We start from the raw sequence: 24,346 nt of genomic DNA, 5'->3' as shown, positions 1-24,346 counted from the left end.
AACAATTCCGATCAGGCCAACAGGAGGTCCCGAGCGCTGCGCGTCGGCGGCCAGCCTTGCTCGATAACGCGTTGCTCGATCAGCTTCGCAAGACCGTCGTCGCCGTCACCGAGCCATGGTGGCGGGGCGAACTGGTCAGCGAAAACCGGTTGATCTACGGCGCCAACATTGCCGGTACGCGTCCGCCATTGTTCTGGTGCTTCCAGGGGTATGAGGAGTTCGCCAACTTCGCGGGTGCCTTGGGGCCGGACCAGCCGCTTTACGGCATGCGGTCAGGGCATATGGTCGTGGCCACCAGCGCCGAGATTCATATGCACCTGGCGGTCAGCTATGCCGCGGAAATCCATTCGCTCGGACTGCCCGGTCCGTTGTTTCTCGGCGGCAACTGCCAGGGTGCCTTGCTCGCCCAGAAGATCGCGCAGATCCTGACGACCGCGGGCGAGGCCGTGTCATTGCTGGTCAGCCTCAACCCCTTTCTCTTCATGCCATACCCCGGACGCACGGCGATCATCGTCGGGCAGCATGACTGCACCAATCCCTTACTTCGCCTCCATGATGCGGAGGCCCTGCTGCGCGCCAACATGCCGCAGAGCACGGTCGATACGCTGCCCTATGAGCACGGCAGGATCTTCAGCGGCCGAATTCTCAGCCTGTTGAGCGAGGTCGTGCTTCGGCGCATGGATGAGGCGCTCGACACTTATCCGGGTGGATTTCCCATCTGGTCCGCGCGTGCAGAAATAGCGGCGCCCTCCACGATGACGGCAGCCGCAGGCAGCCTGTTTGATGTGCCGGTGACCTTGCGCAACACGTCGGACATCACCTGGGGACCGACCAGCCAAAGCGGCTTCTCGCTCGGCAATCACTGGCGGCATGCCGACGGCAGCATCGCGCAATGGCTCGACGGCCGCCAGCCGCTCAATCATCCGCTCCGGCCCGGTGACGCGGTGGAGATCAATCTCCTCGTTCGCGCGCCTGCGAGAGCCGGCGACTACCGGCTGGAGATTGACGTCGAACATGCCGGGGTGATGTGGTTGAGTGAAATCGGCGTTCAACCGGCCACCTGCCGGGTCCCCGTTTCTCCATCCGGATAGATCGCGCCGCGGTGCGCAACGGTTCGGCTCATCGAGCCTGTTCGAGAGTCTCAAAGTGTCGAATACCCTTTCGGAACATCGTGTGAGATCAATTTGACGGACGTGTTGATTGGATCAACGGGTTTTGTTGGCGGGCACCTGGCTCGGCAGCACGATTTCGGCACGTTGCTGAACAGCCGCAACATCACGGACTCTTCCGGCAGCGCATTCGACACCTGCGTCTGCGCGGCGGCGCCAGGCTCCATGTTTCTGGCGAACCGCTTCCCGGAGGCGGACCGCGCGCGGATCGAGACGCTCAAGTCGAACCTTGCTGCTATCAAGGTGGAGAGCTTTGTCCTGGTCTCGACCATCGCGGTGTTCGACGATTTCTGCGCCGCTGACGAGAGTGATATCCGGCACGCGCAGGCGTCCGCCTATGGCCGTCACCGCCGCGACCTCGAACTGTTCTGCGCCGCCCGGTTTCCCCGCTGCCTGGTGGTGCGGTTACCGGCTTTGTTCGGTGCGGGGCTGAAGAAGAACTTCCTGTTCGACATCCTCAATCCCATGCCGTCGATGCTTCCGCGTCCACGGCTCGAGGCGATGGCCGGCAGGCTCGATCCCGTCTTGGCCGAGGGATTGGCGAGCATCTATGAATGGGACGACGCCTTGGGCCTCTTCGTCATCAACCGCGAAGCCCTGGAGGCCAGCAACCGCCGGCGTGACTATGATGCCGCCGTCCGGGAGATCGGTTTTGCTGCCGAACTGTTCACCTCGCCGCAGACGCGCTTCCAGTTCTATGACATGAACCGGCTTTGGAGCGACATCGCCCGCTGTCTCACAGCCGGCGTCGATCTGGTCCATCTGGCCCCGGCGCCACTCTCCGCCGCCCATGTCTACGCCACCTTGACTGGCCGGCCGACGCCCGCCAGCGAAGCGAGGGTTCATCGCGAGGATATGCGTACCCGCTACGCGGCGTTGTGGGGGCACGCGGGCCCGTACATCGAGACCGAGGAAGACGTGCTCTCCCGCCTCACGCGCTTCTTTGCCGAGGAGAGGCCCGCCGCATGAAACTCGCGATCTCCAACATCGCCTGGTCTCCGGAAGAGCGCGCCGGCGCCTATGCCTCGATGCGGCGTCACGGGGTGGCCGGGCTTGAGATCGCCCCGGGCCTCTTCTTCGCCGGCGCGGCCGATCCGTTCGCGCCTGATGAGGCGGAGGCCGCGCCTGTTCTGGCGGAGGCGGCCGACGCGGGGCTCGCCCTTGTCTCCATGCAGTCGCTGTTGTTCGGCGTGCAGGGCGCAGCTCTGTTCGGCGATGCCGACGCGCAGGCACGCTTCATCGCCGGCATGCACCGGGCGATTGCCTTGGCCCGGCGCTTCGGCATTCCCAATCTGGTGTTCGGCTCCCCCACTCAACGCGTCGTCCCGGAGGGGCTTGCAGCCGACGCCGCGCGAAATATCGCGGTCGGCGTCTTCCGCTCCTTGGGCGATGCGGCGGCGGCGGCACGCACGCGCCTGGGAGTCGAGTTCAATCCCGCCGTTTACGAAACGAATTTTCTCACGACGCACGACGAGGTCGCGGACTTCGTCGCTGCGGTCAACCATCCCGCCGTGACCATCATCCTGGACCTCGGCGCCTTGCACATGAATGGACATTTCGAGGATATCGAGGCCATCGCAGCACGCCTCGCGCGCCATGTCAGCCACGTGCATGTCAGCGAGCCGCTGCTCGGGCCCGCGCCGGCACAGCCGGAACAGGCGGCGCGCGCCATGCGAGCGATGCGGGCGGCGGCATATGACGGCTGGTTCTCGGTGGAGATGAAGCGCCCTGGCGATGGCCTTGCCGGCGTGGATGCCGCGCTGGAGCGCCTGACGGCAGCGGCCGCCTTGGCCGAATGACGGGGGACTGAGATGACCGATCGCCCTCCCACCGAAGAGCTCTTCGTCTCCGTCTGCATTGCCGATCCCGAGGGTGAAGCGGCAGCGTGCATTCCGGTTCTTCATGTGCTCGCCGCGCGTCTGGCGGAGCGCTTCCGCTACTGGGAGATCCTGCTGGGGATCCCGGCCGAGTCCGAGCATCACTACTACGAGCTGGCGAGCCGGATCCCCAATCTGCGCTTGCTGAAGATCCGCGCGGGCACGCCGTTCTACCGCCGCCGCGTCGCGATTGCCTCCGAGGCCATTGGCGACGCCGTGGTGCTGACCACCCCTTCGGAGCTTTCAATCGTCGATCCGGTGAGGGCGCTGGAAATGGCGGCGGGCACCGGCTCCATCGTGATAGGGCGATTGGGCGGGTCTCATGCGCTGCGACGCGCGCTTCGGGTTCTTGGCCGCGGCGCGGGCTTCCGGGTGGATCCGCGGGACATGCAGACCGTCGCTTTCCCGCGCACGCTGCTGAACATGCTGCTGGCCCATCCCGACCGCACCCTCGCCATGCGCTTCCCGCCGTCCGACAGCGCGATCCCCGTCCGCTGGATCAATGCCACCGGCCAGAGCGTCCGGCGCTCGCTGTCCGCGACCGAGTTCGCCCGCAGGCTCGACCTGATGCACAGGTTGCTGATCGCCTCGGCGCCGCGGGTGCTGTCCACGCTGGCGATGTTCTCTCTGCTCGTGGTGGCCTCTGCAATAGCCTACGGCATCTACTGCGTCACGGTCTGGCTGATCTTCTCCAAAGTGCAGCCGGGTTGGTTCACCATCTCGATCGTCACCAGCCTGACGACCGGATTTCTCGGCAGCGCCGTCTTCGGACTGTCGATCGGCATTCAGCGGCTGATCGACCTTCTTTCCGCTGATCTCAACGAGGACATCGTCGACGAGATCGCCGCAGTGGACCTGTTCGGTCGCGCCGTTCGCGAACTCAACATCGAGATTGCCGGACAGGGCGCCGAACCGGTGCAGGGCGGTGCCAGGGGCGGCGAGGCATCCGCCGAATGACCCGCCCGCGCGTCGACTTCCTGGTCATCGGAGGCGGGTTCTACGGGTGCAACCTCGCGCTGCTGCTGCGCTCCATCAGCGAGGATATCACCATCGTAGAGGCGGGGGACCGGCTGATGAACCGCGCTTCGCGGGTCAATCAGGCGCGGGTCCATACCGGCTTCCACTATCCGCGCAGCGCGTTGACCGCGGTCAAATCCATGGTGCTGCACCAGCGCTTCGCGCGTGATTTCCCGGACGCGGTGGTCGACAGCTTCCAGATGCTCTACGGCATCGCGCGACGCCGCTCGAAGGTGTCGGCAAAGCGGTTCTATCGCATGTTTTCCGACATGGGTGCGCCGATCGCGCCCGCAGATCCGTCGCGCGCGGCGCTGTTCGATCCGCACACGATCGAGGCCGTGTTCGACTGCGTCGAATATGCCTTCGACTCGACGGTGCTACGCGCCGGCATGGCCGAACGGATCGCCGCCGCCGGCATCGAGTTGCGGCTGCAAACGGAGGCCATCCGCCTGGAGGAACGGCCCGACGAGGTGGTGGCGGAGCTCGCCAACGGCACCTCGATCAGCGCCCGCCATGTCTTCAACGTGACCTATTCGCAGATCAACACGTTGCTGAAGACCGCAGGGCTCGCCCCGGCCGAGGTGAAGCACGAGCTTGCGGAAATCGCATTGGTGCGCCCGCCCGCTCAGCTCGCGCCCTATGGCTTCACCGTGATGGACGGGCCGTTTGTCTCGATGATGCCGTACCCGGCGGAGCAACTGCACTCACTGACCCATGTGCGCTACACGCCTCATGCGAGTTGGACCGACGCGACGGCGGGGCGCCCGGCCTATGACGTGTTTCGCGGGCTCGAGAAGACAAGCCGGCATCGACATATGATCCTCGACGGCGCGCGTTATGTTCCTGCGCTTGCGGAAGTCGAGTGGGCGAAGTCCCTGTACGAGATCAAGACCGTCCTGTTGAGAAACGAGCGGGACGACGGCCGCCCGATCCTCTATCAACGCCACCCGGCGGACTCACGGATCATCACCATCATGGGCGGCAAGATCGACAACATCTACGACCTGTTCGATCTCATCCGCATGAGCCGGCCCGAATGGGCCGGCGTGAACGAAGGCTACGTCCACGGAGAAGCTCCGCGGCGCCTGGGAGCAGCCGAATGAACCACGCCTCGCCTGATACGACCTTCCCGGCGGATTGGGATTTGCCAGCCTTCGAGACCGAGGTGAGAGAGCCCAGGCGGCATAGCCATGCCTTGGTTATCCCCGTCATCAATGAGGGAGAGCGTATCCGCGCGCAGCTGCGCCGAGTGGAGGCCGCTCAGCTGCCTGTGGACGTGGTGATCGCCGATGGCGGCTCGACGGACGGCTCTCTCACTCCGGACATCCTGGCGGCGACCGGTGTGCGTGCGGTACTCACGAAACGCGGACCAGGCCGCCTCAGTGCGCAATTGCGCATGGCTTATGCGTGGTGCCTGCAACAGGGCTATGCCGGAATCGTCACGATCGACGGCAACGGCAAGGACAATGTGAACGCCATCGCGGTGTTCGTCGAGTGCCTCAAGGCCGGCGACGACTACGTCCAGGGGTCGCGCTACCGAAAGGGCGGGAAAGCTGTCAACACACCGCTTGAACGCACCTTGGGCAACCGGCTGATCCACGCCCCGCTCATGAGTCTTGCCGGGAGAAGATGGTTCACCGACACCACCAATGGCTATCGCGGCTACTCCCGTCGCTATCTGCTCGACCCGCGGGTCGCGCCCTTCCGCTCCGTGTTCATGAACTACGAGCTGCTGTTCTACCTCACCGTTCGTGCCGGGCAGCTCGGCTACAAGGTCCGGGAAATCCCGGTGGAGAGATCCTACCCAAGGAGCGAGCCGACGCCGACGAAGATCAACGGCGTCGGCCCGAAGCTGGCCGTGCTTCGTCAGGCCATCGACGCCGCCCGCGGCCGCTTCGCGCCCTGAGAGGGCTTCGTTGCAGCGGCCCGAGCCGCCGGCAACTGCGCGTTATTCGTCGTCGGCGGCAGCATCTTTCAGAGAAAGGATCGGTGTAGCCGTCGGCCACGCAATCCGAATCTGCGGGTCGTTCCAGGGAATGACGCGTTCGCTCGATCGATCGTAGTATTCCGTTGCCTTGTAAAGGACCTCGGTGTTGTCCTCCAGCGCCAGGAAGCCGTGAGCGAAGCCCGGGGGAATCCAGATCTGCCGTCGGTTCTCAGCGCTCAATTGCTCACCAACCCAGCGTCCATAGGTGAGCGAGTCCTGGCGAATATCAACGGCGACGTCAAAAATCGCCCCTCGAACCACGCGAACGAGCTTGCCTTGCGCATGTGGCGCGAGCTGATAGTGAAGCCCGCGCAGCACGTCCTTGCGGCTGATCGAGTGATTGTCTTGAACGAACTCGGTGTTCACGCCGGTGAGGCGGACGAATTCGCGCTTGTTGAAGCTTTCGAAAAAGCAGCCGCGGACATCGTCAAAGACGGTGGGCTCGAATACGACGACATCAGGAATGGCGAGGCGGATGATTTTCATTGTACGTTTCGATGCGATGGCAAGACGGATCGCCGATGCTGCTCACGATGCATCCGCGCATTCTCGAGGGCGATGCTGGGAGCGGCCTGCGGAGCGGCGTTGCTTCCGTTACACCGTCTGCTCCCGAGGAAGGCTTTCAAGGTAGTGCCCGTAGCCGCTCTTTCCCAAGGGCTTGGCCAGCGCGAGCAACTGTTCATCGCTTATCCAGGACTTTCTCCAGGCGATCTCCTCCGGGCAAGCGACCTTGAAGCCTTGACGTTTTTCGAGGGTGGCGATGAATTGACCTGCTTCGAGCAGCGAGTCGTGGGTGCCCGTATCAAGCCAAGCGTATCCACGACGCAGGACTTCCGTTCTCAGTTGGCCATCTCTGAGATACAGCCGATTGAGGTCGGTGATCTCCAGCTCTCCGCGCGTCGAGGGCTTCAAAGACCTTGCCCGCTCGACCACCGTATTGTCGTAATAGTAAAGTCCCGTAACGGCATACGACGACCGAGGCTGCTTCGGCTTCTCTTCGATGCTCACGACCTGGCCGCGGGAGTTGAATTCGGCTACGCCATAGCGTTGAGGGTCCTGGACGTGATAAGCGAATATCGTCGCTCCCTCGGAGCGAGCGTTGGCTTGCGAAAGCAATTGGTCGAAGCCGTGCCCGAAAAAAATATTGTCTCCGAGCACCATGGTGCACGCGCTCCCGGCCAAAAAGTCCTCGGCGATCAAGAACGCTTGCGCCAGACCATCGGGGGAAGGCTGCACAGCATAGGCCAGGTTGATGCCCCATTGATGGCCATCGCCCAGGAGGCGTTGAAAGCGGGGCAGATCGTCCGGCGTAGAGATGATCAAAATCTCGCGCAGACCGCCCAGCATGAGCGTTGTCAGCGGATAGTAGATCATCGGCTTGTCGTAGACAGGAAGAAGCTGCTTCGAAAGCGACAGGGTTGCGGGGTGAAGGCGGGTTCCAGAGCCGCCTGCGAGGACAATGCCTTTGCGCGTCATGTTGGGTTCTCGATCAATGCGCGAACGGTTCGCTCGACCCCTATCCGCCAGTCCGGCAACAAGACCTCAAATTGCTGGACCAGCTTGGTGCAGTCCAGTCTTGAGTTGAGAGGGCGGCGAGCTCGCGAGCGGTAGTCTTCCGATGTCACCGGGATGACAGCCTCCGGGCTGCAAGCGAGTTTCTCGCCATGTCGGTGGGCGATCTCGAGAAGGTAACGCGCACAACCGTACCAAGTCGTCTCGCCCGCACAAGAGAGGTGATAGATACCCGAGCGGACCTTGGTGGTGAGGATGTGCTCGAGAGCGCGCACGGTCACGTGGGCGACCGTGTCGGCCCCGGTTGGGGCGCCGGTCTGGTCGAAGACGACCCTCAAATGGTCGCGAACACGCGCCAGTGTCAGGATCGTTCTGATGAAGTTGCTCCCGTGGGGCGCGTGGAGCCAGCTCGTCCGAAAGATCAGGTGTCGACATCCTGACTGCTCGATCGCAATCTCGCCTTCGCGCTTTGTGAGGCCATACACACCAAGAGGATCGGTTTCGCTGGTTTCAGTATAGGGCGAAGTTGAAAACCCATCGAACACATAGTCGGAAGAGTAATGGACCAGCCAGATGTCTCGCGCTCGCGCGAATTCTGCCAGGACCCGGACGGAGTCCACATTGACTACTCGCGCGCGCTCTGGCTCGACTTCTGCTTCGTCGACATCGGTATAGGCGGCGGCATTGATAATGACGTCTGGTGATTGCGAAGCTAGGAACGCTCGTACGGAATCTGGACGATCAAAGTCAGCATCGCTGCGCCCGGCCAGGGTGAGGCTATAGGTCGCGGGCACTGCACGCTGGAGTTCAGTGCCGACCTGCCCATCCTTCCCAAAGATCAAGAGTCTCATTCGTCGTGTTTCTGAGCCCAATCTCGATAAGCGCCGCTGGTCACGTCCGCGACCCAGTCCCTGGCGTTGAGATACCAGTCAACCGTCTTTTCAAGGCCGATTTCGAAGGTTTCGACCGGTCGCCAGCCGAGATCGCGTCTGATCTTATCCGCATCTATAGCATAGCGCCGGTCGTGCCCAGGCCGATCTTTCACAAACTGTATTTGCTCCGCATAAGATCGTGTGTCTGGGCGCGGTCTGATGCGATCGAGGATCGTGCAGATCGTGGTTACCACGTCGAGATTGGTTCTCTCGTTGTTCCCACCGATATTGTAGGTTTCGCCGGGCCGGCTGTTGGCCAGGACCAGCCGAATGGCACGGCAATGATCGCCCACGTAGAGCCAGTCACGCACGTGCTGTCCGTCACCGTAGATTGGAAGCGGTTGAATCTTGAGAGCTCGATCGATGATCAGCGGGATAAGCTTTTCCGGAAACTGGTAGGGCCCGTAATTGTTTGAACAGTTCGTAATCATGGTCGGCAAACCGTAGGTATGATGCCAAGCTCGCACGAGGTGGTCTGACGCGGCCTTTGAGGCGGCGTAAGGGCTGTTTGGCATATAGCGATCGGTCTCGCTGAACGGTGGGCCGGCTGGCGTGAGCGAGCCGTAAACCTCGTCTGTGGAGATATGCAGGAAGCGAAAGCTTTCTTGCTCGTGAGCCGGTAGTCCTAGCCAGTATTCTTTTGTGCACTCCAGCAGGCGGAAGGTGCCCTCGATGTTGGTGCTGATGAAATCTCCGGGTCCGTGAATGGACCGGTCGACATGCGACTCGGCGGCGAAATTCACGATCGCGCTGGGCCTCATGCGAGCCAGCAACGATTGAACGAGATCCACGTCGCCGATGTCGCCCCGCACGAACATATGCTTCGGGTTGCCATGCAAAGCCGCTAGATTCTTGATGTTGCCGGCATAGGTGAGTTTATCCAACGTGACGACGGGCGAATCATTCGTTGCGAACCAATCGAGTATGAAGTTCGCGCCGATGAATCCCGCGCCACCGGTAACCAAAATGGTGCGGGACCCAAGCTCCGCCATCGCCGCAATCCCCATCGATTCAAAATCGCCTGAACGTTGCCGCGATCTTAAGACCGATGTTGTCGAGAGCTGTCTGCCGATAAACGCCGGATCGCTTCAAATTGCCTAGACGAGACGGCAGGGTGCCAATCCTGGCTCTCTTGAAAAGCTCGAAGGTCTTGCGGTTTTCGGGTGTCATCTGGGACATAAAATCTTGAAGAAAGCTGATATTGGTATCGATCCATCGAGCAAAGCGCCCGGCGCTGAGCATCTGAATTCGCCGCAGGCGCGCCGACAGGTGCCGGTTTGATCCTTGCGCATTCGAAGAGTGCTGCCGGTAAGAAAGGCTCGGAATCGAATCGTAACAGACTGCCCCCCCAACCGCTGTGACGAGTTGGTAGGTGGCCCAATCGTGCGATACGATCTCATTCCTGATTTGCTCGACGAGTCGTTTTGCAGCGCGATTGAATACCATCGTATTGCCTCCGCCGATATTCTCGACGAGTGCGTTCTGAAAGCTCGGTGGTCGGACGAACAGCGGTGAACGTCCGATTGGTCTACCAGAAGCGTCGATCAAATCGGTACGAGAGCAATACAGCCCTGGTACGTCTTCGGGTATCGTGTCCAGCCAAGCCACGGCGCGCTCAAGCTTGTCTGAGTGCCATATGTCGTCCTGGTCGCTGAAGGCAAAATAATCGCCTTCGATGGTTGGATGCTTGACGAGGCTAAGGTAGTTCGCCGCAAATCCACGTTGGGGTCCGACCACAATCTCGACAGCCTGCTGCACTGTCGTTTTGAAGCGCTGGATCAAATTGAGCGTGTCGTCCTCTGATCCGTCGTCGGAGACGTAAAGTTGCCATTCGCGATGGGTCTGCCGCTTGTATGAGTCGAGTTGCTCCGGCAGATACAAGGCTCCATTCCAGGTTCCAAGCAATATTGCGACGCGCTTGGTGGATAAAGACGGATGATCTTTCATTTTGATTGTACAGGTATTCATCTTTCACTGGCAGGCTTCATCACAAGATACCCTGGGTCTGGTCAATACAAGGACTATTCTGTCGGGCTGACGGACCGAGCGTCGTCCGCGTCTGCCATGGAAGCTCGAATGGGTCGCAACTAAGAACGCGTGCGACATGTCGGGAATTGTCTCCCGCAGGCTCTAACGGCCGCAGGCAGGCAAGTCGAGCCAAGCCCGCCGACGAATGGCGGTGCTTTCGGTGATCGGCGGAGGCAATCGGCTGAACGACAGGCTCGGGGCGGCGATCATCGAGCTTGTGGAGAACGTCGAACTCTTTGCGGGTCAGGTGGTCGAGGAAAGTCCGCCAAGGTGCGGACGCGACTAGGCCGAGCGAGAGTTGGAGGACGTATTCGCTTTTGATAAAGTATTATAATACCGCTCATCCTAAGGCAATTTCTGTGAGGCTGATCGAGTCGGAGAGCTGATATCAGAGTGAAAGGACGAGCAGAAGTGGTCGTGTCATTCGAGAGCGGGTGAGTCGGTCGCGTCTGTCACGGACATTCGCGATGCACGGACGGAGGGTTTGACTTCATGCCGATGCATGGCTGGTCGCGCCTGGGGCGAGCGGCGAAAGTTCAGCTCATCATGCGAAGCATGGTCGGAACGAGACGACCGCAATCCGCTGCGTGGCGACAAGCAAGGCTAGAATCCAGCGACGATCAGGGATGAGCGAGCGCCGGCGGGAGCGGGACGGAGGGAGGGCGTCACCCGACCGGAGGACCGTTATGAAAGGGTCGTTGTCACGGTCACGGTCTTCCGGTGGTACGGCGCTCCTCACCGGGAGGGGGGAGCTCCGCACCTCCGAGCGGCAGCTGAATCGAGACCAGCGTGCTCATGGAGAAGGTTGAGGCTTTGCCTCGGTACTCCTTCGCTTTCGCTAATCGACTGGATGATCCTCTGCCCGACGGGCAACCTCGCATGCCCGGTATGCACTAAGTGTCCGTCGTGCCAGTTTGTCGCGCACGTCTCCCTTGCACCGTCGGATCAGATCATCTTCGCATTCTCGCGCATCCCAGCTCGCTGAAGAGGGCTCGTTTCGCGATCGTCACGCGCTGTTGCGAAGAAGGCCGTGCACCAGGATCATGACGAGTGGTCATCGCGCGTGTCGACGTGGGCCGCGGCGCGTCCGCGACGGAAACGGGAGCGGGCTCCCGGCGGATAGGCGCGTGCAAGACAGTTGTGCTCGATCCGATGTTGCATCATGTCTCTGCGGGTTTGACGCTCATCCTGGCTCAGGATGAGGTCGGAACGCGGCATGGTCGAGCACAGCAGAAGAAAGCCGGCCTCGACGTCCTCGGGATATACCGTGAGCGCGCCGGAGCGATCGACGCTGCCCGCCAGAAGACGCGCCGCGCAGGCGATGCACCAGCCTTGCTCGCAGATGTAGGGACTGTCGATTCCGGCATCGATCATGGCATAGAGGAGATACTCGTCCGCCGCCGCGAGGAAGCTGTAGATGCGATCCGGCCGCTCAAGCCGGACGAGAAACTGCTTGGCGTCGCCTGTATTGGACTTGGCCGAGAGCTCCGTCATCGTTCACCACCGGCTGTCCGGGAGCGCGACTTCGCCGATGCGGCCGGTCGCGTAACAATGCGCCGCCGCGATGATGCGTATGGCAATGGCCAGCTCGCTCTCATCGCGCGGCGCGTAGATGATCAGGCTCTGCGGCGGCACGGCGCCGGCCATGTAGCGCGCGAAGGGATGCACCGTGCCCCAGCCCTTGGCCGCAACCTTCTGCGCCCATTTGGGCCGCAAGGCCAGGTGCAGTGATCCATCCGGACGAACGATGAGCCAGACCGGGGCGAAAACGAACGCCTCCGGCTGGCCCATGGCGTGGGCGCCATCGAGCGCGAAGGCGCGGCCGGCGGCCTTCAGCGGCGCAGGGACCTCGTCGACGCCGGACAGCGCGCGCGCGTAGCAGCCAAGTTGCGCGGCGAAACTGGGGGATGCGGCATCGTCGAGCTGGTGGCATGGCCATGTCGATGCCAGTCGCGGGCGGCCGCCGCGACGTGCCGCAAGGCGGCGCAGTCCCGGGGCCATCGCCCAGGCCGGGGGAATCCCGTGCAACCTTCGGCTAGCCGAAACTGTCATAGTGAAGCTGCGTGATCGGAACGTCGGCGCTGCGCAGCAGCGACTTGACTGCGTTCACCATCACCGGAGGTCCGGCGACGTAGAACTCGGCCGCGGCCGGCGCGGCGATCGTCGATGTGATGGCGTCGGTGACGAAGCCCGACGCATGCGGCCAACCCGGCGGCGCGATTTCGACCACGGGCAAATAGCGGGCGTGGGGAATCCGTGCGACCGCCGCCGCCAGCATGTCACCAGCGGCGAGATCGGTCGGAGCGCGTGCGCCGTACAGGATATCCACCGGCGCTTCGAAATCGAGACGCGCGGCGGCCGCCTCGCGCAACATCGCAAGGATCGGGGCGACGCCGGTGCCGCCCGCCACGAACACCTTACGGCCGGGCTGGCGCCGCAAGGTGCAGGCGCCGAACGGCGCCTCGATGGTGAGGCGCGCGCCGGGCGCCAGTGCCGCGAGCGTATTGCTGCCTCTGCCGCCATCGTAGCGCTTGGCGATGAACTGCAGGAGTCTGCCGCCGGGCAGGTTGCACATCGAGTAGCAGCGCCGCAGGCTATCGCCGAGATGCAGGATCGCATATTGGCCGGGCCGGAAAGCGATCGGCTCGGACGTCTCGAAGCTGAACTGGCGAATCTCCGGCGCGAGATCCTCGACATCCGATAGGATCGCCTCTCGCTCGACGCATCGCGGCACCGGCGCGGACCATTCGCCGGGACCGCGCGCGATGGTGATGTCGGAGATCGCGCGCGACTGGCAGGCAAGAATGCGGTTGCGCCGCGCATCGCGCGGATTGACGGCCGGCGCACCCGGAAACATCAGATCGACCTGTCCGTCGACGATCGTCACCTTGCATGCCCCGCAACTTCCCCAGCCGCATTCGTAAGGCAGCGCGACGCCCCCACGCCGCGCGGCCTGCAGGATGGTGGCATGGTCGGCGATGTCGACTGCGACACCATCGGGCTCGATGCGGAGTTGCCGGGTCATGAAGGCCATCCTTCCGGGCTTGGCGGTTTGCGCAGCACACGGACCGCGCCTGCCAACTACAAGCCGCACTCCGCAACCAGCCTGGCCTGGGCGGTCATGGTGCGGTTGAGGATCGTCTGCATACCGTCGGCGGCCGGCGCGGTGGACAGCGCCTCGCTGAGGCCGCGTGCGGCGCGCTCGCCAAGCGGCAGCCACTTGGCAATCCACTCCCGCAGCAGATCCGCATGTGCCGGAACCTTGCCTATGGCGTAGGCCACCAGGGCCTTGGTGGTCTCGACCGCATAGGCTTCGTCGTAGTTGCGGAAGTCGTCGTGCAGCAGCGCCAGCAGGTCATCGTCGTTCGCGCGCGCAAGCTCGGCAATTTCGCGATTGAAGATGTGATCGAAGATCGGCCGCAGCACCAGATTGCGGGAGACGAAGGCCTCGCCCCAGTCATAGGCGATCAGCTGCTTCTCGACCAACTCGCGCAAACCCTGCCATTGCGGTGCCTGCGTCCAGATCGTTCGGGCAATGCCGCTGTCGGCGAGCTCCGGGCGTCCGGTATCGAGCGCGAGCGCCTTGGCCAGATAGGCCTGGCGCTGCACCCGGCGCATCTCGTTGCCCATCTGGAAGTAGAAGGTGTTGGTGACGAAGGCGGACGGCGCCATTTGCGCGACATAGGCCGCGCTCATCTGCATCGCATGTCCGGGGAAACGCACCGGCAGATAGGCCTGGCCCAGGAAGTCGAGCCACGCAGCCGGCAGCTTGCGATAGCTGTCCTGGCGTTCGAACTCGTCGATCAGATTGTCGCAATAGACCTCGCGATCCTTCTGATCGGTGACATAACGCCGATAGGTGTAGGTGAGGGGATCGCGATAGCCCTCCCAATCATCGAGGTTGAACCTCGAGCCCTCGCGATTCTGCAGATAGAACTGGTTGACCGGCCAGCTCTCCGACAATTCGAACGGCGCCGGTGCGCGGCGGAAATGGCTGTGGAACTTGTAGGTGACGGCCTCGTATTCCGACGGCAGCCGGCGTTCGGTCCACAGGCTCCAGGTCTTCTTCTGCTTGCGCGCAGCCGGCTTCGCGGTCATTGCGGTCATGACGTGTCCTCCCGGAATTTATGCTGTATGGATGGTCCAGACCCATTCGTCGTCCATCGAATCGAGCCGGCCGCCGAACGACACCAGGCTCGGCTCGATCTCGGCGAGCCGGAACGGCCGGCCCAGCGCCGCCTGCATGCTCTTCTGCGTCAGGCGAAAATTCCGATCGGCCTGGATGCGGACGTAGCCGCCGCGGTCCTCGACGACGATCTCGGCGTCAGGATTGTCCTGCTCGCTTGCTGCGATCACGGCGTCGATGATGTCCTCGTCGACGCCGCGGATGACGGGGCCGACCAGTTTCGGTGCTGCTGTCGTGGTCATGAGCTTCGTCCTATGCATCCTGTTCGGTCTTGTGGCGCAGGCGGCGCAGCCGGCCGTCATGGGGCACGCCGACGAGAATGGCTTCGCCTTCCTTCTTCACCTCGTAGCGGAAGAGGCGGCAGTCGCGCGGGTTGAGGCCGCGGCCGTCCTCCATGCTGAACTCCCACTCATGGGCCGAGCAGGTGATGGTGCCGGCTTGGAAATCGACCTTGCCGTCGGCCAGCAGGATCTCCTGGTGCGGGCACATGCCCTGGAAGCAGCGCAGTTCGCCGCCCGGCAGATGCACCACGATCACCTCCTCGCCGTCGACCTCGACGCCGAGAAAGTCGCCCTCCCAGAGGTCGTCCAGAGTGGCGACTTGCCGCCATGTCACGCTGGCATCGTCAGACATAGGCCACCTCGATCCAATCCATCGGCTGGATGCCGGATTGCGCGACCGTCATCGACGACGGCAGCTCGCGGCCGTTGTGATAGACGCATTTCGGCGCGCTCTTCTCGGCGACGCGCAGTCCGACTGCGTGCTGCGCGACCTTGTCGGCCACGATGCTCATGTCGTCGCTGTCGTCGACGGGGATGAGCAGGACGACGAAGTCGCCGCGGAAATTGGCTTGGAGCGGGAACAGGGCCACGCTTGCCTCCCAGATGTGTTGTTATCTGTTGTGATGTCGCGGTCGGGCCGCTCGTGAGCGGCGCCTCTCTGTCTATGCTGTCAGCCGCGAGCAGATCACTCCGCCGCGAGGCGGGATGCGCCGTGCCAGGCGTAGTCCTGGGCGTCGTTGCCGGCGACGTCGGGCGTGATGCCCATGTATTGCAGCGCGCCTTCCAAGGTCGGCGGCTGGATGTGGCCGGCCAGGAAGCGGTCGACAATCGAGAGGTGAGTATCGTAGCGCTCGGGCTGGCTCTTCCACACCCACTCGCAGACCTCGCAGCAGAAGTTCAGCTTGCGGCCGTTATGCGTGGTGATGCGCGGCGCCTTGCCGATGCTCGGGCTGCAGATCGGGATGTGGCAGCAATTGCAGACGATCGGCAGGGTCGCCGGATAGGTCTTCTCGATCTGGCCGGTGCGCACGTTGTCGCCGATCACGTCCCACTTCTTGCCGAAGCGGTCGTTCCAGCCGGGATATTTCTGCTCCAGCCAGTCGCGCTCGGCGGCGGACACGCCGGCGTCCGGATTCCACCACACGGTCGGTCGCCAGAACCAGACGCCCATGTGATAGGCGTGATGGACCCAGTCGAGCTCCGGCAGGAAGTGCTCCTCCCAGTACCATGGCACGTTCATGCCGAGGTCCTTGAACTGGTCCATGAACTGCCGGCAGATCCAATCCTGCATGAACTCCTTGAACGACATCGTCCGGCTTTCCAGCGGCGTGTAGTAGTCCATGGAGATACCGGTCAGCAGCGCGAACAGCTTCCACGATCGCCAGAACATCTGGTCGACCATCTTCTGCGCCTCGGCCTTCCTGCCGTTGTTGATCATGATCTTCAGTGTCGGCTCGCCCTGCTGCGAATGCCGCGCCTCGTCGGTCTGGATCGAGGAGATCAGCGCACCGAACTCGATGTCGCCGACATGCAGCGCGTCGGAGGCCATGCCGAGGAACTGCAGATTGGTGAAGCCGGTCTCGAACGTAAATGTGAGCTGGATGGCCGTCGACATCGCATCATTGGCGGTGAACATGTCATCGAACAGGCTCCGCGCCGCGATCACGCCCCATTCGTTGGTGTGCATCGCCTTGTGAGCCCAATCGAATTGCGGGTCCTTTCCGAGCAGGCAATAGGGGAAGTAGATCTGTGCCTGGCCGTGGCGGCACTCGTCCAGCGTCCCGAACGTGGCCATGTTGCGCCAGGCGGCGGCACGGCCGAACCGCGCCATGCGTGCCTCTCCGATCGAGGCGAAATATTCCGGAACCGGAATCGCGCCGTAATGCGCCTTGATCGCCGACTTCCACCCGGCATCGAGATTGTCATACAGATTGGAACGCGCGATCGTCGAGCGGATCGAATAGATGCCGTCGTCCTTTCCGGCCTGGTTGTGGACGTATTCGCGATAGGTCAGCTTGTACGGCTCGTCCCAGCCCCACCATTGCTCGCCATGGATGCCGAAGCTCTTGGAAAGCTCCTCGGGGAAGACCTCGTCCTCGCTGACATAGGAGAAGGCCCAGTTCATGTCGCGGGCTGTATCGTAATAATCCCGCCGCTGCAGCTTCGGCATCGTTGCTCCTCCCGAGCTTGATGGTCGCGTTCGTTCTTCTTCGTTGCGGCCGCTGCGCCGCCCTTGAACGGGCGGACATTGTGCGGCTGCTGTCGGGCGCACGATCTCTTTTCTTGGATTGATCGGTCGTCGCTCGATGTTACGTGTTCAGTGTAGAACCCGTTCTTTGGTTTTTCTTTAGGTCGTCCTGAACACCCAGATCGACGGCAACTCGCGGCGATGCGAGCGCAGCCGACCCGCGGCGAATGCGGCTTTGTCACCCACGGGATGATGCGATGCGAGATGATGAATCGGTAGCGTCGATGATCGACGCGTTCGTATCGACGCGACGTATTGGCCCGCTCGAGCGAGCAGCTCGGGGCGCGTCATCAGCCGGTCATGTGGAGGACACGAGGAGGCCGGCGCTGCCTCCGGACGATCAGCGGCTGCGGCCGACGACGCGCAGCGTCAGTCCGTCGAGGGCGTCTGTGATTGCGATCTGGCACGCGAGGCGGCTCTCCGGCCGCACGTCCGTGGCCTCGAATTCGAGGACGTCGGCCTCGATCTCACCCGCCGGGCCGACACGGTCGAGCCAGGCCTCGTCGACGTGGCAATGGCAGGTGGCGCAGATGCAGGAGCCGCCGCATTCGCCGATGATACCGTCGACACTGTTGCGCTTCGCTGCCTGCATGGCGCTTTCGTCGCGCTCGGCATCCACCGTCCGCACCGTGCCATCGGGCTCGATGAAGGTGATCCTGGGCATGAGCGTTCGCGTCCCTAATTGAACTGCCGGCCGCCGTCGACGATGAGGGTCTGGCCGGTGATGAAGGCGGCTGCGGGCGAAGCGAAGAACAGCGCGCCGCCGACCATGTCGTCGACATCGGCTGCGCGTTTCAACGCTCCGCGCGAGACGCCGTATTCGGCGGCATTCTCCATCAGGCCGAGGCTGGCCTCGGTGAGCGTGAAGCCGGGCGCGATGGCGTTGACGGTGATCTTGTCGTCGCCGAGCTCGCGCGCCAGCGCGCGGGTCATCGCGATCACGGCGCCTTTCGAGGACACGTAATGCAGCCACATCGGCGAGCCGCTCATCACCGTCGCAGAGGAGACGTTGATGATGGCGCCGCCGCCGATGCGTCGCATCCAGGGGGCGGCGGCCTTGCTCATCATCCACACCCCCTTGACGTTGACGCGCATGACGCGGTCCCATTCGGCCTCGGGGATTGCCTCGAAGCCGCGGCGCTCCAGCCCGGCATAGATCGCGGCATTGTTGACGAGAACATCGACACCGCCCATGCGTGCGGCGGCGAACTGTGCCAGCGCTGTGGTGGACGGCTCGCTCGCGACGTCGACCTCGGCGGCATGCGCCTGGCCGCCCGCGTCGCGGATCAGCCGCGCGGTCTCCTCGACCCCGCCGAGGCGGATGTCGGCGGCCACGACCTCCGCGCCTGCGGCGGCGAAGGCGAGCGCGAAGCCGCGGCCGAGCCCGCCGGCGGCGCCGGTGACGACAACGCGCTTGCCATGCAGCTGGATCGTGCTCATGCGGACACCTGGATATGCAGCAGGTCGGTCATGTCAGCGGAGGCCGTACTCTCGGCGATCAGCGCCTGGGCCATGGTGGTACCGGCATCGGTCAGCATCGACGGCAGCACGAAGCTCTCGAGCATCGCGAGCGTCTCCTTCGGCGGCGTGTCGAACCAGCCGCCGATCGTGGCGACCCCGTGGCCGGTGAAGCGCCACAGCTTGTCGGCATCCTTCATCAGAGCATCCTCCCGCGAGATCGCGGCCTTGCGGGTGTCGTGGCCGTCGATGATCGCCAGGATGGTCTCGACCTGCAGTCCGGGAATGGCGAGCCGCTTGAACGCCTCCGCCGCAATCTTCACGCCCTCGATCTCGTGGGCGCGCTGCAGCTCGGGATATCTGGGATTGGGACCGACGGCAGCGGCGAGCTGCTCCGGCGGAAACTTCTTCCAGCCGACGTCGTGCATGAGGATCGCAGGCAGCACGATCGAGGCATCGACGTCCGGATGCAGTCGCAGCAGCGCTTGGCCCAGCCGATAGGAAATCAGGGTGTGCTCATCGTTCGAGCGCACGTCGAGCCAGGGCCGCGCGGCCAGCCAGATCGGCAGATCCTGGTCGCGCAGGAAATACGTCATCGCAGCTCCGCGTCGTAGGTGAGATAGATCGTCTTGTATTCGAGATAGTCCTCGACCCCGTAGAGGCCCTTCTCGCGGCCGATGCCGCTCTGCTTGATGCCGCCGAATGGCGCGCGCTGGCTGGAGCGCTGGATGTCGTTGACCCACACCGAGCCGGCTTCGAGGCGTTCGGCCAAGGTCAGTCCGGTCGCGAGATCGCGCGAGAACACGAAGGCGGCGAGGCCATAGACCGTCGCATTCGCCAGCCGCAGCGCCTCCCTGCGATCATCGAACGGAGCGACACCGAGCACCGGCCCAAAGGTTTCCTCGGTCATCACGAGAGAAGCGGGATCGGCATCGGCAATGACCGTCGGCGGCAGGAACCAGCCCTTGTCGTAGAGCCCGCCCGTGAGCCTTGCGCCTCCGGTCAGCAGCCTCGCGCCGCGAGAGCGCGCATCGGCAATCTGCTGCTCGCTGTTGCGGAAGATCTTCTCGTTGACGAGGGGCCCGAGCGCGCAGGTCGAGATCAGGCCGTTGCCGACGTCGAGCTGCAGGACCTTGTCGGTGAGCGCATCGAGGAATCTCGCATAGGCGGCCCGCTCGACATAGACGCGGTTGACGCGGTAGCAGAACTGGCCGGAATTGGCGAAGGCGTGGCGCGCGATCGCCGCGGCCGCTACGCCGACATCGGCGTCGGCGCAGACGATGGCCGGACACTGGCCACCGAGCTCGAGCGTGACGCGCTTCATCGTGCCCGCGGCTGCCGCGGCAATCGCCTTGCCGGCCCGCGTGCCGCCGGTGAAGGCGATCTTGCGCGGCGTCGGATGCTCGATCATCTGCATGCCGATGTCGGGGCCGCGGCCGGTCACGACGTTGAAGCAGCCATCGGGATAACCCGCCGTCTTGAAAAGCTCGGCGAGCCGTAGGGTCGACAGGGGGGTGTCCTCGGCGGGCTTGGCGACGACCGTGCAGCCGGCCATCAGCGCCGCGCCCAGCTTGAAGCAGAGCAGGGTGACCGGATAGTTGAACGGCGTGATCGCGATGACGACGCCGACGGGCTCGCGGGTGATGATGATTTTCTCGCCGGCCACGCCCGTCAGCGGCATCTCGGCGTGCAGGCGCAGGCCTTCCTCGGCATAGACCTCGAGCAATTCGGCCGAGCGCTGGATTTCGGTGATGGCGCCCGACAGCGGACGGCCGAGCTCGCGGGTCAAAAGACGGCCGAGCTGCTCGGCGTTCTCGCGCATCAGCCGCGCGGCGGCCTTCTGCAGGCGTGCGCGCTCCGCGACTGGCGTTGCCTTCCAGGCCTGGAATGCCGTCTCCGCCGAGCGGATCGCGGCGTCGACGTCGGCACGACCGGCGTCGGGAACGCAGTCGATGGTCTCGCCGATGGCGGGATCGAGCACGTCGAAGGTCGCGCCGCTCAGGGCTGCAACCCAGCGGCCATCGATGAACATGTCCATGTCCGCGGGCCCTCGGCTCAGATCAGGTCGAGCATCAGCGCAACGCGGGTCTTGGCCAACGCCTCCTCGGCCATCTGTCGTCCGATCTCGGTCTCGAGCAGGGCGAACTGAGCCGTCAGGCGCGCGGCATATTGGTGTGGCGTCATCTTGAACCAGTCGCAGGCGACGGCGACACCCGTGGTGGTGAAGCGCCACAGCTTGTCGGCGTCGCGCACGATCCGGTCGTTGAGCGAGCGCGGATAGGGGCGGGTGTCGTGGCCGTCGATGATCTCGGCGACTGCGACGATGACGGCTTCCGGCCAGTCGGCCTGCTCCAGCACCGCGCGCGACATGCGCACGCCTTCGCTCTCGTGCAGGAAGCGCACGTCGGACTGCATCATGTTCGGGCCAAAGCCCTTCTCGATGATGTCGGTCATGTCGATCGAGTACCAGCCGATGTCGTGCAGGATGATCGCGAGCGAGACGATGTCCTCGTCCGCATCTGGATAATGTGCCAGCAGCTTGCGCGCATAAGCGTAGGACAGCGGAATATGCACATCGTTCTTGCGGGCGCGCATGTACGGCTCGCTGATGCGCCACACCTGATCGTAGCGGCTGCCGATCTCGGGCCTGTCGAGCATTGCAATGTCCAATCTTGCGGGGAAGGCCGGCGCCACCGGCCTTCCAGGGTTCGTGGGTCAGGAGAGAACGGTGACTTCGCCGGTCGAGCCGTCGACGCGCAGCATCTGGCCGTTCTTGATCGAGGAGCTTGCGCGCCCGGTGCCGGTGACTGCGGGCAGTCCGTATTCGCGGCACACGATCGCCGCGTGGGACATCATGCCGCCGATATCGGTGACGATCGCGTTGATCTTGCCGAAAATCGGCGCCCAGCTCGGCGCGGTCACCGGCGCCACCAGGATTTCGCCCTGTTCGATCTGGCCGAGCTCGTCGGCCGAGCGCACCACGCGGGCGCGGCCCTCGACGATGCCGGGCGAGGCGGCCATGCCGGACAGCTTGGTCGTGTTCGCCGCACCGTCGAGCCAGCGGCCGATGCTTTCCGTGGTGATGCCCCAGAGCATGATCGTGAACGGCTCGGTGATCACATCGGGCGGATTGTTGAGCGCGGGCTGCGGCGGCGTCGTCGCCAGCGCCGCAAGGATCTTCTTGCGCCGCTCGATCTCCGGCGGCCAATAGGTCGGACCGATCGCAGGCGCGCCGACCGCCCAGCCATTGCCGTAGTCGAACAAGGCGTCGCGCACCTCCTGGCGATTGAGATAGAACAGGTCGTCCGCGTCCTTCCAGAAGCCGGCATCGCGGAAGATCGCGCCGAGCTCGCGCATCTTGCGCCAGAACACGCTCATCGACCAATGCTCGATGTAGAAATTGTGGTTCTCGACGTAGGGGAACACGGTGCGGGCAAGCCCGAGCTTGCCCTCGAAGGCGGCGCGCGCATCGGCATCCAGCATCTCGGCATATTCGGAGGTGATGCGGTCGCGCTCGCGCGCGATGGCTTCCGTCGGTCGGTCGATCTCCTCGCCGCGCTGGACGCGGACGATGTAGTCCCTGATGTAGCCGAGCGGGATGTCGAGATGCTCGATCCAGTATTTGTCGGTCGAGTAGAAGCCGTTGCCCGAGGTGAAGTTGAACCAGGGGTCCTGCGCCTCCGTCCAGGCCTTCAGCCATTCGGCGCCGTTCGGTTCACGACCGACTGCAGCCAGTGTCTCGTCGACCGGGCCGCTCTTCATTGCCTCGGTGACGCCGAGCTTCACCGCGAGCTTGGCGAGCTTCTTCAGCTCGTCGTCGGGACGGAACAGGTCGACCTCGACGCCCTGCACCATCTTGGCGATCGCCTGGTCCGGAATGGTCGGGAACTGACCCTTCATGAAGCTGAAGAAGTCGAGATAGGCGGCGTAGCCGAGATTCAGGAACTCGAAATGATACTGCCATGTCTTGTACAGCAGCTGGATCGCCCGGTCGTAGGTCTCGGTCAACGCATAGGTGTTGTCGAGGCCAACGCCGCCCGTGATCCAGTCGAGCGGCACGGCATCGGGCAGCGGCTCGAAGCTGAGCGCCTCGAGGTCGGCGATGTTGGCGCGGACCTTCTTGTCCCAATTGGCCAGCAGGCGATCCCAGTTTTGGAAGTAGTAGCCGGCGCGCTCCATGAAATGCGGCACGCGGCCGCCGATCAGCTCGGGCGCGACCGCGACCGGGCTCATGTAGCAATAGCCGTTGTGGATGCGGTACTCGACGCCGTTGGCCGGCGGGATCAGATAATGCCGGGTGTTGTATTGCCCGAGGCACTTCACGGCAAACTCGACCGTGACGGCATCGAATGGCTTGAACGGGCTCGGCCAGTGCTGCGAGTCGCAGAACCAGAACTTGCCGTCCTCCTTGTCGCGCAGGCTGTTCTGGAACTGCAGATAATAGGGATAGAGCTTCTCCCAGCCCTCGGCGCCAGCAGGCGTCTTCAGGTCATAGGGACTCGGAAATTTCGCGTGCGCCGTCATGGTCGTTTCCCCTCATTGTCTCTGTTGTTCTTTGTCGTGATGCTCAGCCCTTGGCCTGGATCGGTGCGAGTAGCGTCCCCAGCACGCCGGCAATGCCGGTTTCGTAGACGGCTGTCGTCTGCTTCTTCTTCTGGCTCCACACCGTCTCTGGCCGGCTCTGTAGCGCCACCAGGTTCTCGTCCTCCGGCAGATCGGCATCGATCGCCCATTCGACGTCCTGCGGGCAGCCCATGCTGCGCTCGAGCGATTTGGCGAGCCGGGCGACGGCAAGGACCTGGGCATTGGTCAGAGAGGGCAGGGTGCGCCGCTCCGGTGCGATGACACGCTCGACGGTGCGTCGCGCCGCCCGATCGGCGACCAGCTCGAAATCCTTCTCGGAGATGCGCTGCTTGATCACCTGCAGCAGCACCTTCTCGACGACGAAATTGTCCGGCGTGATCTCGCCGGAGACCACCGGCTCGCCAAGCCCGAACGCGGCATCGATCACGATCTTGGTGCGATCGCCGTTGATCGGATCGAGCGTCATCGCCACGCCGGCCGCTGATGCATTGACCATCTTCTGGACGCCGACCGACATCAGCACGTCAATCTGGCCGAGCCCGTTCTCGGCGCGGTAGGAGATGGCGCGGGCATTGAACAGGCTGGCCCAGCACGCCTTGACCTTTTCGACCACGGCATCCTCGCCGACAACCCAGAGGTAGGTGTCCTGCTGGCCGGCGAAGCTGGCATCGGGCAGATCCTCGGCCGTCGCCGAGGAGCGCACGGCGACCGGCAGTTGGCCATCGGGCGACATCCGGCGATAGGCCTCGCGGATCGACTGCTCGACCACGCCAGGCATCGGCTGGGCGATGATCGCGTCGCGGATCTCGTGGGACAGCTTCTCCTCGTCATCGACGTCGTCGAGCACGATCCGCGACAGGCGGTCGCTGATCGTCGCCTCGAGCCCGTTGCTGCGCAGATGCAGGGCATAGGCGTCAGTCGCGACCGCAAAGCCTGCGGGCACGCGCACGCCTTGCGCGATCATGCGCGCGAGGCTGGCGCATTTGCCGCCGATGCGCGGGAAGTCCGCCTCGCACGCGGCTTCGAAGGGCACGATGAAGGATGCGGCTGCGTTGGCGCCCATGCGT

At 63.7% G+C, this 24,346-nt stretch carries 26 protein-coding genes; 6 read left to right on the top strand and 20 right to left on the bottom strand.

Annotated elements, in window-relative coordinates:
* Positions 1-56: 56 nt before the first annotated feature.
* The 6 genes from NLR35_RS19350 (at position 57) to NLR35_RS19325 (ending at position 5,969) form a co-directional block, all read left to right on the top strand.
* The gene (locus NLR35_RS19350) at positions 57-1,091 is read left to right on the top strand and encodes a hypothetical protein (RefSeq protein ID WP_257168117.1); all 1,035 of its coding nucleotides are present in this window, start codon (positions 57-59) and stop codon (positions 1,089-1,091) included.
* Positions 1,092-1,184: 93 nt separating this feature from the next.
* Positions 1,185-2,138 carry a hypothetical protein gene (locus tag NLR35_RS19345; protein ID WP_257168116.1) on the top strand — a complete coding sequence of 318 codons (954 nt, stop codon included), beginning with the start codon at positions 1,185-1,187 and terminating at the stop codon, positions 2,136-2,138.
* On the top strand, positions 2,135-2,968 hold the full coding sequence (locus tag NLR35_RS19340; protein WP_257168115.1) for a sugar phosphate isomerase/epimerase: 834 nt from the start codon (positions 2,135-2,137) through the stop codon (positions 2,966-2,968). Before NLR35_RS19345 ends, NLR35_RS19340 begins: the two co-directional genes overlap by 4 nt.
* 12 nt (positions 2,969-2,980) lie before the next feature.
* Positions 2,981-4,003, top strand: a complete 1,023-nt coding sequence (locus tag NLR35_RS19335; protein WP_257168114.1) for a hypothetical protein — start codon at positions 2,981-2,983, stop codon at positions 4,001-4,003.
* Positions 4,000-5,166: an FAD-dependent oxidoreductase gene (locus NLR35_RS19330; protein WP_257168113.1), complete on the top strand. Its 1,167-nt coding sequence runs from the start codon at positions 4,000-4,002 to the stop codon at positions 5,164-5,166. Before NLR35_RS19335 ends, NLR35_RS19330 begins: the two co-directional genes overlap by 4 nt.
* Positions 5,163-5,969 (top strand): glycosyltransferase family 2 protein, encoded by an 807-nt coding sequence (locus NLR35_RS19325; RefSeq protein WP_257168112.1) that lies wholly within the window; start codon positions 5,163-5,165, stop codon positions 5,967-5,969. The genes NLR35_RS19330 and NLR35_RS19325 overlap by 4 nt, the downstream gene beginning before the upstream one ends.
* A 42-nt stretch (positions 5,970-6,011) precedes the next feature.
* On the opposite strand, the gene rfbC is transcribed toward NLR35_RS19325, so the two are convergent.
* From rfbC to NLR35_RS19225, 20 genes are all read right to left on the bottom strand, one after another.
* A complete protein-coding gene (gene rfbC, locus NLR35_RS19320) occupies positions 6,012-6,536 on the bottom strand; it encodes a dTDP-4-dehydrorhamnose 3,5-epimerase (protein WP_257168111.1) in 525 nt (174 codons plus the stop codon).
* Between the two features lie 108 nt (positions 6,537-6,644).
* Positions 6,645-7,526, bottom strand: a complete 882-nt coding sequence (rfbA, locus tag NLR35_RS19315; protein ID WP_257168110.1) for a glucose-1-phosphate thymidylyltransferase RfbA — start codon at positions 7,524-7,526, stop codon at positions 6,645-6,647.
* On the bottom strand, positions 7,523-8,413 hold the full coding sequence (rfbD, locus tag NLR35_RS19310; protein ID WP_257168109.1) for a dTDP-4-dehydrorhamnose reductase: 891 nt from the start codon (positions 8,411-8,413) through the stop codon (positions 7,523-7,525). Before rfbD ends, rfbA begins: the two co-directional genes overlap by 4 nt.
* Positions 8,410-9,486: a dTDP-glucose 4,6-dehydratase gene (gene rfbB, locus NLR35_RS19305; RefSeq protein WP_257168108.1), complete on the bottom strand. Its 1,077-nt coding sequence runs from the start codon at positions 9,484-9,486 to the stop codon at positions 8,410-8,412. Before rfbB ends, rfbD begins: the two co-directional genes overlap by 4 nt.
* Before the next feature lie 19 nt (positions 9,487-9,505).
* Complete coding sequence (locus tag NLR35_RS19300; RefSeq protein ID WP_257168107.1) at positions 9,506-10,441, bottom strand: glycosyltransferase family 2 protein; 936 nt, start codon at positions 10,439-10,441, stop codon at positions 9,506-9,508.
* Between the two features lie 1,122 nt (positions 10,442-11,563).
* Positions 11,564-12,016, bottom strand: a complete 453-nt coding sequence (locus tag NLR35_RS19295; RefSeq protein WP_257168106.1) for a 2Fe-2S iron-sulfur cluster binding domain-containing protein — start codon at positions 12,014-12,016, stop codon at positions 11,564-11,566.
* A 3-nt stretch (positions 12,017-12,019) separates the two neighbouring features.
* The gene (locus NLR35_RS19290) at positions 12,020-12,523 is read right to left on the bottom strand and encodes a luciferase family protein (RefSeq protein ID WP_257168105.1); all 504 of its coding nucleotides are present in this window, start codon (positions 12,521-12,523) and stop codon (positions 12,020-12,022) included.
* A gap of 34 nt (positions 12,524-12,557) precedes the next feature.
* A complete protein-coding gene (locus tag NLR35_RS19285) occupies positions 12,558-13,547 on the bottom strand; it encodes a 2Fe-2S iron-sulfur cluster binding domain-containing protein (protein WP_257168104.1) in 990 nt (329 codons plus the stop codon).
* A gap of 56 nt (positions 13,548-13,603) precedes the next feature.
* Positions 13,604-14,629: a toluene hydroxylase gene (locus tag NLR35_RS19280; protein WP_257168103.1), complete on the bottom strand. Its 1,026-nt coding sequence runs from the start codon at positions 14,627-14,629 to the stop codon at positions 13,604-13,606.
* Positions 14,630-14,647: 18 nt separating this feature from the next.
* Positions 14,648-14,950, bottom strand: a complete 303-nt coding sequence (locus NLR35_RS19275) for an MmoB/DmpM family protein (protein ID WP_257168102.1) — start codon at positions 14,948-14,950, stop codon at positions 14,648-14,650.
* Between the two features lie 10 nt (positions 14,951-14,960).
* The gene (locus NLR35_RS19270; RefSeq protein ID WP_257168101.1) at positions 14,961-15,341 is read right to left on the bottom strand and encodes a Rieske 2Fe-2S domain-containing protein; all 381 of its coding nucleotides are present in this window, start codon (positions 15,339-15,341) and stop codon (positions 14,961-14,963) included.
* Positions 15,334-15,579: a toluene-4-monooxygenase system B family protein gene (locus NLR35_RS19265; protein ID WP_257168100.1), complete on the bottom strand. Its 246-nt coding sequence runs from the start codon at positions 15,577-15,579 to the stop codon at positions 15,334-15,336. Before NLR35_RS19265 ends, NLR35_RS19270 begins: the two co-directional genes overlap by 8 nt.
* A 95-nt stretch (positions 15,580-15,674) precedes the next feature.
* Positions 15,675-17,159: an aromatic/alkene/methane monooxygenase hydroxylase/oxygenase subunit alpha gene (locus NLR35_RS19260; protein WP_257168099.1), complete on the bottom strand. Its 1,485-nt coding sequence runs from the start codon at positions 17,157-17,159 to the stop codon at positions 15,675-15,677.
* Positions 17,160-17,577: 418 nt separating this feature from the next.
* A complete protein-coding gene (locus NLR35_RS19255) occupies positions 17,578-17,901 on the bottom strand; it encodes a 2Fe-2S iron-sulfur cluster-binding protein (RefSeq protein ID WP_257168098.1) in 324 nt (107 codons plus the stop codon).
* A gap of 14 nt (positions 17,902-17,915) precedes the next feature.
* Complete coding sequence (locus NLR35_RS19250; RefSeq protein WP_257168097.1) at positions 17,916-18,677, bottom strand: SDR family NAD(P)-dependent oxidoreductase; 762 nt, start codon at positions 18,675-18,677, stop codon at positions 17,916-17,918.
* Positions 18,674-19,291, bottom strand: a complete 618-nt coding sequence (locus NLR35_RS19245; RefSeq protein ID WP_257168096.1) for an HD domain-containing protein — start codon at positions 19,289-19,291, stop codon at positions 18,674-18,676. Before NLR35_RS19245 ends, NLR35_RS19250 begins: the two co-directional genes overlap by 4 nt.
* Positions 19,288-20,727 (bottom strand): aldehyde dehydrogenase, encoded by a 1,440-nt coding sequence (locus NLR35_RS19240; RefSeq protein ID WP_257168095.1) that lies wholly within the window; start codon positions 20,725-20,727, stop codon positions 19,288-19,290. Before NLR35_RS19240 ends, NLR35_RS19245 begins: the two co-directional genes overlap by 4 nt.
* Positions 20,728-20,750: 23 nt before the next feature.
* Positions 20,751-21,353 carry an HD domain-containing protein gene (locus tag NLR35_RS19235; protein WP_257168094.1) on the bottom strand — a complete coding sequence of 201 codons (603 nt, stop codon included), beginning with the start codon at positions 21,351-21,353 and terminating at the stop codon, positions 20,751-20,753.
* A 57-nt stretch (positions 21,354-21,410) separates the two neighbouring features.
* A complete protein-coding gene (locus NLR35_RS19230; protein ID WP_257168093.1) occupies positions 21,411-23,219 on the bottom strand; it encodes a PEP-utilizing enzyme in 1,809 nt (602 codons plus the stop codon).
* A gap of 43 nt (positions 23,220-23,262) precedes the next feature.
* Positions 23,263-24,342, bottom strand: a complete 1,080-nt coding sequence (locus NLR35_RS19225; protein ID WP_257168092.1) for a PEP/pyruvate-binding domain-containing protein — start codon at positions 24,340-24,342, stop codon at positions 23,263-23,265.
* Positions 24,343-24,346: the final 4 nt, after the last annotated feature.

Source organism: Bradyrhizobium sp. SRS-191 (assembly GCF_024586915.1).
In the GTDB taxonomy this organism is placed as follows: domain Bacteria; phylum Pseudomonadota; class Alphaproteobacteria; order Rhizobiales; family Xanthobacteraceae; genus Bradyrhizobium.
The sequence above is the reverse complement of the archived record's forward strand: the minus strand, read 5'-3'. Positions and strand labels throughout refer to the sequence as shown.

Excerpts from the sequence above, each read along its gene's own strand:
- NLR35_RS19330 (WP_257168113.1), top strand. The coding sequence starts at position 4,000 with ATGACCCGCCCGCGCGTCGACTTCCTGGTCATCGGAGGCGGGTTCTAC.
- NLR35_RS19235 (WP_257168094.1), bottom strand. The coding sequence starts at position 21,353 with ATGCTCGACAGGCCCGAGATCGGCAGCCGCTACGATCAGGTGTGGCGC.
- NLR35_RS19250 (WP_257168097.1), bottom strand. The coding sequence starts at position 18,677 with ATGAGCACGATCCAGCTGCATGGCAAGCGCGTTGTCGTCACCGGCGCC.
- NLR35_RS19300 (WP_257168107.1), bottom strand. The coding sequence starts at position 10,441 with ATGAAAGATCATCCGTCTTTATCCACCAAGCGCGTCGCAATATTGCTT.
- rfbD (WP_257168109.1), bottom strand. The coding sequence starts at position 8,413 with ATGAGACTCTTGATCTTTGGGAAGGATGGGCAGGTCGGCACTGAACTC.
- NLR35_RS19280 (WP_257168103.1), bottom strand. The coding sequence starts at position 14,629 with ATGACCGCAATGACCGCGAAGCCGGCTGCGCGCAAGCAGAAGAAGACC.
- rfbB (WP_257168108.1), bottom strand. The coding sequence starts at position 9,486 with ATGGCGGAGCTTGGGTCCCGCACCATTTTGGTTACCGGTGGCGCGGGA.
- rfbC (WP_257168111.1), bottom strand. The coding sequence starts at position 6,536 with ATGAAAATCATCCGCCTCGCCATTCCTGATGTCGTCGTATTCGAGCCC.
- NLR35_RS19295 (WP_257168106.1), bottom strand. The coding sequence starts at position 12,016 with ATGACGGAGCTCTCGGCCAAGTCCAATACAGGCGACGCCAAGCAGTTT.
- NLR35_RS19240 (WP_257168095.1), bottom strand. The coding sequence starts at position 20,727 with ATGTTCATCGATGGCCGCTGGGTTGCAGCCCTGAGCGGCGCGACCTTC.
- rfbA (WP_257168110.1), bottom strand. The coding sequence starts at position 7,526 with ATGACGCGCAAAGGCATTGTCCTCGCAGGCGGCTCTGGAACCCGCCTT.
- NLR35_RS19245 (WP_257168096.1), bottom strand. The coding sequence starts at position 19,291 with ATGACGTATTTCCTGCGCGACCAGGATCTGCCGATCTGGCTGGCCGCG.
- NLR35_RS19325 (WP_257168112.1), top strand. The coding sequence starts at position 5,163 with ATGAACCACGCCTCGCCTGATACGACCTTCCCGGCGGATTGGGATTTG.
- NLR35_RS19255 (WP_257168098.1), bottom strand. The coding sequence starts at position 17,901 with ATGCCCAGGATCACCTTCATCGAGCCCGATGGCACGGTGCGGACGGTG.
- NLR35_RS19270 (WP_257168101.1), bottom strand. The coding sequence starts at position 15,341 with ATGTCTGACGATGCCAGCGTGACATGGCGGCAAGTCGCCACTCTGGAC.
- NLR35_RS19225 (WP_257168092.1), bottom strand. The coding sequence starts at position 24,342 with ATGGGCGCCAACGCAGCCGCATCCTTCATCGTGCCCTTCGAAGCCGCG.
- NLR35_RS19230 (WP_257168093.1), bottom strand. The coding sequence starts at position 23,219 with ATGACGGCGCACGCGAAATTTCCGAGTCCCTATGACCTGAAGACGCCT.
- NLR35_RS19340 (WP_257168115.1), top strand. The coding sequence starts at position 2,135 with ATGAAACTCGCGATCTCCAACATCGCCTGGTCTCCGGAAGAGCGCGCC.
- NLR35_RS19275 (WP_257168102.1), bottom strand. The coding sequence starts at position 14,950 with ATGACCACGACAGCAGCACCGAAACTGGTCGGCCCCGTCATCCGCGGC.
- NLR35_RS19260 (WP_257168099.1), bottom strand. The coding sequence starts at position 17,159 with ATGCCGAAGCTGCAGCGGCGGGATTATTACGATACAGCCCGCGACATG.
- NLR35_RS19285 (WP_257168104.1), bottom strand. The coding sequence starts at position 13,547 with ATGACCCGGCAACTCCGCATCGAGCCCGATGGTGTCGCAGTCGACATC.
- NLR35_RS19290 (WP_257168105.1), bottom strand. The coding sequence starts at position 12,523 with ATGGCCCCGGGACTGCGCCGCCTTGCGGCACGTCGCGGCGGCCGCCCG.
- NLR35_RS19335 (WP_257168114.1), top strand. The coding sequence starts at position 2,981 with ATGACCGATCGCCCTCCCACCGAAGAGCTCTTCGTCTCCGTCTGCATT.